This window comes from Colwellia sp. BRX8-7, from assembly GCF_014077275.1.
Taxonomy (GTDB): domain Bacteria; phylum Pseudomonadota; class Gammaproteobacteria; order Enterobacterales; family Alteromonadaceae; genus Colwellia_A.
Window position 1 is genome coordinate 1 of the sequence record NZ_JACGVP010000103.1, and the last position, 386, is coordinate 386.

Genomic DNA, 386 nt, shown 5'->3' on the forward strand with positions numbered 1-386 from the left:
ATAACGCCCCATTAAGAGGCAAATGATAGTTGGCTAAAATAAGCGACGAAGGAGTAAATAGCCAGCTGTTATTTGTCCTGCTTGAATGGCTTGTTATGTTTTTTCTACGACATACCTATAATCCAAGGCATTGCGACACCGAAAGCTACAGATGAAACTCCAAGTATAAATTTAAGATGATTCATTGAACTGCATTTTGAGTACATAAATATACCTGTAAAAAATGCAAATACCGACCACATAACAGAACCCATAAAATAGACACGAAGTGCACCTTGATTTACTGAAGTCGTATAACCCGGACCAGCGATAAAATTTAAAATAAATGTAATGAGTAAACCTAAAACAGGTAATAAACCTATCATAAAAATTCTTTTATTAATCCT

General features: G+C 34.2%; 1 protein-coding gene. It reads right to left on the reverse strand.

Annotation, left to right across the window (positions count from 1 at the left end):
• Positions 1–104: 104 nt before the first annotated feature.
• Positions 105–386 (reverse strand): hypothetical protein (locus tag H4J57_RS19615; RefSeq protein WP_220470347.1); only part of this gene is annotated, 282 nt, incomplete at its 5' end.